Annotated in this window: 6 protein-coding genes; all 6 read right to left on the reverse strand. The window is 66.9% G+C overall.

The window, feature by feature from the left end:
• Nucleotides 1–55 precede the first annotated feature (55 nt).
• The 6 genes from H7U20_RS10315 to H7U20_RS30655 all read right to left on the reverse strand — a co-directional run bounded on the left by H7U20_RS10315 (nt 56) and on the right by H7U20_RS30655 (nt 8,595).
• The gene (locus tag H7U20_RS10315; RefSeq protein ID WP_199759065.1) at nt 56–1,201 is read right to left on the reverse strand and encodes a ribonucleotide-diphosphate reductase subunit beta; all 1,146 of its coding nucleotides are present in this window, start codon (nt 1,199–1,201) and stop codon (nt 56–58) included.
• Between the two features lie 154 nt (nt 1,202–1,355).
• Nucleotides 1,356–4,286: a ribonucleoside-diphosphate reductase subunit alpha gene (locus tag H7U20_RS10320; protein ID WP_199759066.1), complete on the reverse strand. Its 2,931-nt coding sequence runs from the start codon at nt 4,284–4,286 to the stop codon at nt 1,356–1,358.
• Nucleotides 4,287–4,565: 279 nt separating this feature from the next.
• A complete protein-coding gene (ampD, locus tag H7U20_RS10325; protein WP_199759067.1) occupies nt 4,566–5,231 on the reverse strand; it encodes a 1,6-anhydro-N-acetylmuramyl-L-alanine amidase AmpD in 666 nt (221 codons plus the stop codon).
• 44 nt (nt 5,232–5,275) lie between these two features.
• The gene (locus H7U20_RS10330; protein WP_199759068.1) at nt 5,276–6,712 is read right to left on the reverse strand and encodes a sigma-54-dependent transcriptional regulator; all 1,437 of its coding nucleotides are present in this window, start codon (nt 6,710–6,712) and stop codon (nt 5,276–5,278) included.
• Nucleotides 6,713–6,736: 24 nt separating this feature from the next.
• The gene (locus H7U20_RS10335) at nt 6,737–8,476 is read right to left on the reverse strand and encodes a sensor histidine kinase (RefSeq protein ID WP_199759069.1); all 1,740 of its coding nucleotides are present in this window, start codon (nt 8,474–8,476) and stop codon (nt 6,737–6,739) included.
• 2 nt (nt 8,477–8,478) lie between these two features.
• Nucleotides 8,479–8,595, reverse strand: coding sequence for a PP0621 family protein (locus H7U20_RS30655; RefSeq protein WP_370593125.1), 117 nt, complete (start codon nt 8,593–8,595; stop codon nt 8,479–8,481).
• Nucleotides 8,596–8,611: the final 16 nt, after the last annotated feature.

Raw genomic sequence — 8,611 nt, forward strand, 5'->3', positions numbered from 1 at the left:
CGGCGCGGGGTTGGCAGTGTCGCCGGCCGCCGCGCGCGGCGGCGGTGGCGGATTCTTAGTCCCAGTTCAGCGCGCCGCCGGTCTGGTATTCGGTGACGCGGGTCTCGAAGAAGTTGCGCTCCTTCTTCATGTCGATCATCTCGCTCATCCACGGGAACGGGTTTTCTTCCTGGTCGAACAAGGTCTCCAGGCCGATCTGCTGGGCGCGGCGGTTGGCGATGAAGCGCAGGTAGCCCTTGAACATCGGCGCGTTCAGACCCAGCACGCCACGCGGCATGGTGTCTTCGGCGTAGGCGTATTCCAGGTCGACGGCCTTGAGGAACAGCACCTTGATCTCCTCGCGGAAGGCCGCCGTCCACAGCAGCGGGTTCTCCATTTTGATCGTGTTGATCAGGTCGATGCCGAAATTGCAATGCATCGACTCGTCGCGCAGGATGTACTGGTACTGCTCGGCGGCGCCCATCATCTTGTTCTGGCGGCCCAGCGCCAGGATCTGGGTGAAGCCGACGTAGAAGAACAGGCCTTCCATCAGGCAGGCGAAGACGATCAGCGACTTCAGCAGCTTCTGGTCGTTTTCCACCGTGCCGGTGGCGAAGGCCGGGTCGGTCAGCGTGTTGATGAAGGGGATCAGGAACTCGTCCTTGTCGCGGATCGACTTGACTTCGTTGTAGGCGTTGAAGATCTCGCCCTCGTCCAGGCCCAGCGACTCGACGATGTACTGGTAGGCGTGGGTGTGGATGGCCTCCTCGAAGGCCTGGCGCAGCAGGTACTGGCGGCATTCCGGCGCCGTGATGTGGCGGTAGGTGCCCAGCACGATGTTGTTGGCGGCCAGCGAGTCGGCGGTGACGAAGAAGCCCAAGTTGCGCTTGACCAGGCGGCGCTCGTCGTCGGTCAGGCCGTTCGGGTTCTTCCACAGCTCGATGTCGCGCTGCATGTTGACCTCTTGCGGCATCCAGTGGTTGGCGCAGCCGGCCAGGTATTTGTCCCAGGCCCATTTGTACTTGAACGGCACCAACTGGTTGACGTCGGTCTTGCCGTTGATGATGCGCTTGTCGTCGGCGTTGACGCGGCGCGCGACCTGTTCGGCGTTGGCCTCGCCGGTCTGGCCGAGGCCGGTGTTCAGCTCGGTGGCGCCGAGCGGCGTTTGGTTGGCTGGACGCGGCGCGGCGGCCGACGTGGCTTCATCATCCCAAGACAACATGGTGGTGTTCCTTCCTAATGCCGGCGCGGAGCCGGCGTGTTCTGTAAAAAGAAGCGCCCGGCGCGGCCGGGTCGGTTCTAGGACTATATTTTAACGCCGCCGGCCGGAGCCGGCCGGCGGCGTTTCACTTGCGTTTTACTTGCGTTTTACTTCATTACTGACAGGCTTCGCATTCCTCGAAACCGTCGTCGCCCGGACGCAGGTAGCAGGCGGCGCCGTCGGCTTCGGCCTGGGCCGCCGCCGCGGCGGCCACGCCGGCCGCCTGGGTCGCCAGCGCGCTGGCCGACATGCCGCCGTCGACCGACACCGCGTTCAGCGCGCCGGTCTTGGAGGTCGATTTCTCCATGTGGGTGGCGGCGATGGTGCGCAGGTAGTAGGTGGTCTTCAGGCCGCGCAGCCAGGCCAGCTTGTAGGTCTCGTCGAGCTTCTTGCCCGAGGCGCCGGCCATGTAGATGTTCAGCGACTGGGCCTGGTCGATCCACTTCTGCCGACGCGAGGCGGCTTCCACCAGCCAGGTCGGCGAGACTTCGAAGGCCGTTGCGTAAATGTCACGCAGGTCCTGCGGGATGCGGTCGATCTTGGCCAGCGAACCGTCGAAGTACTTCAGGTCGGAGATCATCACCTCGTCCCACAGCTCGCGCGCCTTCAGGTCGCGCACCAGGTAGGCGTTGATCTCGGTGAACTCGCCCGACAGGTTGGACTTGACGTACAGGTTCTGGAAGGTCGGTTCGATACAGGCCGACACGCCGATGATGTTCGAGATGGTCGCCGTCGGGGCGATCGCCACGCAGTTCGAGTTGCGCATGCCGAACTTCTTGATGCGCTCGCGCACCGGGGTCCAGTCCATCGCCGACGAGCCGTCGACCTCCAGGTAGCCGCCGCGCTCCTCGCCCAGCAGCTTGACCGAGTCCTGCGGCAGGATGCCACGGTCCCACAGCGAGCCCTTGTACGAGGCGTAGTGGCCGCGTTCCTCGGCCAGCTCGGTCGACGACAGGTAGGCGTAGTAGCACACCGCCTCCATCGAGGTGTCGGCGAAGGCCACCGAGGTGTCCGACGCGAACGGCACGCGCATCATGTGCAGGCAGTCCTGGAAGCCCATCACGCCCAGGCCGACCGGACGGTGGCGCATGTTCGAGTTGCGCGCCTTGTCGACGGCGTAGTAGTTGATGTCGATGACGTTGTCGAGCATGCGCATGGCGGTGCGGATGGTCTTCTGCAGCTTGACGTGGTCCAGCTTGCCTTCCTTCATGTGGGCCGGCAGGTTGACCGAACCCAGGTTGCAGACGGCGATTTCGTCCGGACCGGTGTTGAGCGTGATCTCGGTGCACAGGTTCGAGCTGTGCACCATGCCGACGTGCGACTGCGGCGAACGGATGTTGCACGGGTCCTTGAAGGTGATCCATGGGTGGCCGGTTTCGAACAGCATCGACAGCATCTTGCGCCACAGGTCCAGCGCGGCGATCTTCTTGAAGACGCGGATCTCGCCGGCGGCGGCCTTGGCTTCGTAGCCCAGGTAGGCCGTCTCGAAGGCCTTGCCGACCAGGTCGTGCAGGTCCGGCGCGTCGCTCGGCGAGAGCAGGGTCCAGTCGGCCTTTTCCATCACGCGCTTCATGAACAGGTCGGGGATCCAGTTGGCCGTGTTCATGTCGTGGGTGCGGCGGCGGTCGTCGCCGGTGTTCTTGCGCAGGTCGAGGAACTCCTCGATGTCCATGTGCCAGGTTTCCAGGTAGGCGCAGACCGCGCCCTTGCGCTTGCCGCCCTGGTTGACCGCGACGGCGGTGTCGTTGACCACCTTCAGGAAGGGCACGACGCCCTGCGATTTGCCGTTGGTGCCCTTGATGTGGGCGCCCAGCGCGCGCACCGGGGTCCAGTCGTTGCCCAGGCCGCCGGCGAACTTGGCCAGCAGCGCGTTTTCCTTGATGGCGTCGTAGATGCCTTCCAGGTCGTCCGAGACGGTGGTCAGGTAGCACGACGACAGCTGCGAACGCAGGGTGCCGGAGTTGAACAGGGTCGGGGTCGAGCTCATGAAGTCGAACGACGACAGCAGGTGGTAGAACTCGATGGCGCGCGCTTCGCGGTCGCTCTCGTTGAGCGACAGGCCCATCGCCACGCGCATGTAGAAGGCCTGCGGCATTTCGATGCGGACGTCGCGCACGTGCAGGAAGTAGCGGTCGTACAGGGTCTGCAGGCCGATGTAACCGAACTGCAGGTCGCGGTCGGCGACGATGGCCTTGGCCAGGCGGGCCAGGTCGAACTCGGCCAGTTTGACGTCGAGCAGCTCTTCCTTGATGCCCTTGGCGATGTAGGCGCCGAAGTAGTCGACGTAGGCGGCGGCGGCGGCGGCCTGCGGCACCTCTTTGCCGAACACTTCCTTGCGGATGGTGTGCAGCAGAATGCGGGCGGTGACCTGCGAGTAGGCCGGGTCCTTCTCCATCAGCGCGCGGGCGGCCAGGATGGCGGACTTGTGCAGCTCTTCGACGGGCACGCCGTCGTACAGGTTCTTGACGGTTTCGGCCAGGATGGCGTCGGCGTCGACGTGCTTTTCCAGACCGACGCAGGCGGCGGCGATCAGGTCGCGCACCAGGTTCATGTCGAGCAGGCGGCGTTCGCCGTTTTCGATGACGTGGATCTGCGGCGCGTCGATCTGCGCGGCGGCGCCCAGCGCCTCCTTCTGCGCGCGGCGCTCTTCCATATGCTTGGCGCGGTACAGCACGTAAGCGCGCGCGACGTCGTGCTCACCGGAGCGCATCAACGACAGTTCCACCTGGTCCTGCACATCCTCGATGTGGAAGGTGCCGCCGCCCGGCTGGCGGCGCACCAACGCCGCGACCACGCCGTCGGTCAGCTGTTCCACCATCTCGCGCACGCGGGCCGAGGCGGCGCCCTGGCCGCCGTTGACGGCGAGGAAGGCCTTGGTCATGGCGATGGCGATCTTCGACGGCTCGAAAGCGACGACGGCGCCGTTGCGGCGCAGGATGCGGTAATCGCCGAGCAGGCTGGCTGCCTTGGTGTGGCCGCTAGCCGCGCTCGCAGACGCCGGGGCTACCTGCGCTGGATGGATGGAAGTGTCTTGAGTAGATTGCATTTAAGCTCCCCGGGGTAACAGCGTGCAGTCGTACTGCGCGGCTAATTGTTGTGTAAAAAAGGCCAAAATGAAGCACCCAGCCTGACTACGGGCTGGGGTGACAGCGACAAAAAAAGCTTAGAAATCGGTTCGGTGGGCGAGTTGCGGACAGCAGAACGTTTGGTGAACCTTTGACATGTTTGACCACTACATTTAGTGAATTGCGTGAATCGATACACTGATTGTAGTGTTCAAAAATGATCAAGACAAGCGGAAATTTCGTTGCGAACGGCAATTTTCCTATTGACTTTCCGGGAGGTCAATCGGGAAGCGCAGTTGCCGGTTAGCAGATACTAACGCATCGGCCCCGCTTGCCTTTTTCTTAAGCAGATGCATCCATAAAACAATGTATTTTTCCCAACCAAAACACGCTCCCGGGTCGGTTTTACGGCCCGGCGCGATATGTTCGTGGCCCTGCACGTCGCGCAGCGGATAGCGTTCCTGCAGCGCCAGGGTCAGCGCCGCCAGGGTCGCGTACTGGGCCGGTTCGAAGGGCAGATGGTCCGTCCCCTCCAGCTCGACACCGATGGAAAAATCGTTGCAGCGCTCGCGACCGTTGAACACCGAGGCGCCGGCGTGCCACGCCTTATCGTTGCAAGAAACATATTGCACGAGGCGGCCGTCGCGCCGGATGAAGAAGTGGCTGGACACCCGCAACCCGCGCAGGGCGGCCAAGGAGGGATCGGCATTATAGTCTAAGCGGCCGGTAAACAAGTCGGACACATGCGGCCCGCCGAAGCGGCCGGCCGGCAGGCTGATGTTGTGCACCACCAGCAGGCTGATGCCGGCGCCGTCCGGCCGGGCGTCGCAATGCGGCGAGTCGTAGCGGCGCGCGCCGGCGCACCAGCCGTCGACGTCGAGCGACAGCGGCGCGGCTGGCGGCGGATTGCCCGGCGTGTTTTCCATTGAATGGCTCATCGGCTTACTTGTCGGCCTATTTATTGGATTATTCACGCTTCCGGCTCCTGGATGCCCAGCTTCTGCATCTGGTAGCGCAACTGGCGGAAGCTGATTCCCAGCAGCTGGGCCGCCTGGGTGCGGTTGTACTGGGTCTGCGCCAGGGCGCGGATGATGATGTCGCGCTCGATCTGGTGCAGGTAGTCGGGCAGGCTGGCCGGCAGCGCCTCCAGCGGCGGCGTGCACGGCTCGGCGGCGCACGGCGGCGCGGTGGCTTGGCTGGCTTGGCTGGCTTGGCTGGCTTGGGCGGCGCCGACGGCGCCTTCGGCCGGCCGCGCGCCCTTCAGCGCCAGGTCGGCCACCTCGATGACGCCGTCGTCGGCGAAGGCCAGGGCGCGTTCGAGGATGTTCTCCAGCTCGCGCACATTGCCGGGGAAGGCGTAACCGCGCAGCGCCTCAAGCACCTGCGGCCCCAGCACCACGCGCTGGCCGAAACTGCCCAGCCGGGCCAGGATGGTGTCGGTCAGCGGGCCGAGATCGTCGAGCCGCTCGCGCAGCGGCGGCAGTTGCAGCTCGATGACGTTGAGGCGGTAGAACAGGTCCTGGCGGAAGCGCCCCGTCTCGACGCAGTGGGCCAGGTCCTGGTGGGTGGCGCTGATGATGCGCACGTCGACCGGCTCCTCGACGGTGGCGCCGATCTTGCGCACGCGCCGCTCCTGGATGGCGCGCAGCAGCTTGACCTGCATCGCCAGCGGCAGGTCGGCCACCTCGTCGAGCAGCAGGGTGCCGCCGTTGGCGGCCTGGAAGAAGCCGTCGCGCTCCTCGGCGGCGCCGGTGAAGGCGCCCTTGCGGTAGCCGAAGAACTCGGCCTCCATCAAGGCTTCGGGGATGGCGCCGCAGTTGACGGCGACGAAGGGCTTGCCGGCGCGCGAGCTTTGCGCGTGGATCTCGCGCGCGGCCAGCTCCTTGCCGCTGCCGGACTCGCCGTGGATGGCGATCGGCGCCATCGAGCGGGCCAGCCGGGCGATCTGCGCGCGCAGCGCCTGGATCACCGCCGAGTCGCCCTTCAGCCGGCTGGCGGCGGCCGGCGCCGGCGCCTCGGCGGCCGGCGCGTTGAGCCGCAGCGCCGACTGCACCATGGCGCGCAACTGGTCCAGCACCACCGGCTTGGAGACGTAGTCGAAGGCGCCTGCCTTCAAGGCGACGACGGCGTTGTCGGCGCTGCCGAAGGCGGTGACGACGGCGATCGGGGTGTTCTTGTAGGCGGCGACCACCTCGCGCACCAGCTCCAGGCCGAGGCCGTCGGGCAGGCGCATGTCGGTCAGCACCAGCGCGTAGTCATGCTCGGGCAGCAGGGCGCGCGCCTGCGCCAGCGTGGCGGCGCTGTCGACGTCGAGGCCCATGCGCACCAGGGTGATCTCGAGCAGCTCGCGCAGGTCCGCCTCGTCGTCGACGACCAGAACGCGGGGACAGGCGCGGACAGCGGTCATGGCACTTCCTTCACTGTGGCGCGCTCAGGCGGCCGGCGCGGCCAGCGTGGCCGCCCCGGCGAAGGTGACGACGAAACGGCCGCTGGAGCGGCGCCCGCCGTCGGCGTCGAGCTTGGCCGCCGCCTGGGTATGCTCGGCCACGGCGGCGTCGAAGCGGTATTCGTAGTCGAGCATCGCTTCGTTATTCAAGCACAGTTCGCGCGCCAGATACAAGCCCAGTCCGGTGCCCTTGCTCGAGGTGGTGTAGAAAGGTTCGAACAAATGCGCCCTCACCTCGGGCGTGATGCCCGGGCCGTCGTCCTGCACGTGCAATTCGAGGCGGCGGCCGTTGTCGCTAATCAGATACAGCCGGATGCTGGCCGGGCCGCCGCTGGCGTAGCGCACCGCGTTGTTGAGCAGGTTCAGCACCACCTCGCGCAGGTGCAGCGGGTCGAAGCGCACCGCCGCGCCGGCCGCCACGTCGAGCCGCAACAGCTCGGCCGCCAGGCCGTGGCCGGCGTCGAACTCCGCCTTGAGCTCGGCCAGGAAGACGGCCAGCGCCAGCGGCTCGCCGTGCGGCTGCACCTTGCGCGACAGCTGCAGGATGTCCTCGACCATGCGGTTGACGCGGGCCACGTTGTCGCCGACGATCTGCAGCAGGCGGCGCTGGCCGGCGCCGGCCAGGTCCTCGCCGAGCAGCGCGGTGGCGTGGCCGATGGCCGACAGCGGATTGCGCACCTCGTGGGCGATGCTGGCGGTGAGGCGGCCCATCGAGGCCAGCTTGAGCTGCTGGGCGCGGTTCTCGATGCCGCTGACGTCCTGCAGGAAGATCACGCTGCGCTCGGTGTCCAGGCCGCTGGTGTCGACCGCCGCGAAGCGCAGCTTGAGGTGGGCCAGCAGGTCGCGCCGCGCGCTCCAGGCCGCCGTCACGCCCTGCAGGGCGCTGTCGTTGTAGGGTTTGATGGTGACGAAGGCGCTGTCCTGCGCCGGCGCGGCGCGCCAGCGGGCGTAGGCCTGGGCCAGCGGCAGCAGCGCCGCCGCGTCGGCCAGGCGCAGCCGCGCCAGCCCTTCCAGCACGCCCAGGCCGAGCATCTGCTGGGCCGCCGGGTTGCCGGCCAGCACCTCGCCGTCCGGCCCGATGACCAGGATACCGTCGCCCACCGTGGCCATCACCAGGCGGTTGACGGCCTGCTGCACGTCGATCTCGACGCCGCGGCGCAGCGCCAGTTCCTCCTGGCCGATCAGGCGGGCCGCCATGCGGTTGACCACCAGCACGGCGGCGAAGAAGGCGGCGCAGTACAGGCCGGCGTGCAGCAGCACCATCTCGCCGTCGAGCAGCAGGGTCTGGTAGATGCTCTCGCCCAGCACGAACAGGGTGACCAGGGCGGCGCAGAACAACGCCAGCAGCAGCGGCGCCAGGATCGCCACGCCGGCCAGCGGGAACAGGTAGAGGATGGCCAGGCCGCTGCGGGCGCCGCCGGCGCCCTGGTAGAGCAGCGAGATCAAGGCCAGGTCGCAGACGATCTGCGCCATCAGCTGCAGCAGGAAGCGGCGGCGCACACGCAAGGTGGTCAGGGCGAAGCCCAGCGCCAGCAGCAGGTAGGCGACGCAGATGCGGCCGTAGAGCAGATTGTCGGCGCCGCGCGGGCCGTGGCCGGCCGGGTCGAGGCTGAGGTAGACCAGCAGCACCAGGGCGATCACCACCCGCGTGCCGTTGAGCGTTTGCAGCGAACGCCAGAAGGTCTCGCGCGTTGCCGCCGACAAGGCCTGCAGGCGCGAGACCACCGTCAGGCGGCCGGCAGGCGGGCGTGGGCGGCGCTACAGTAGTCGCGGCCGCCGGCCGCCACCGTCTCCGAGGCCGGATAGTAGACGCCGCAGTGGGCGCAGCACAGCATGGTTTCGATCTCGGCGGCGGGGGGG

Origin of the sequence: Rugamonas violacea (assembly GCF_016461825.1) — a bacterium.
In the GTDB taxonomy this organism is placed as follows: domain Bacteria; phylum Pseudomonadota; class Gammaproteobacteria; order Burkholderiales; family Burkholderiaceae_D; genus Rugamonas.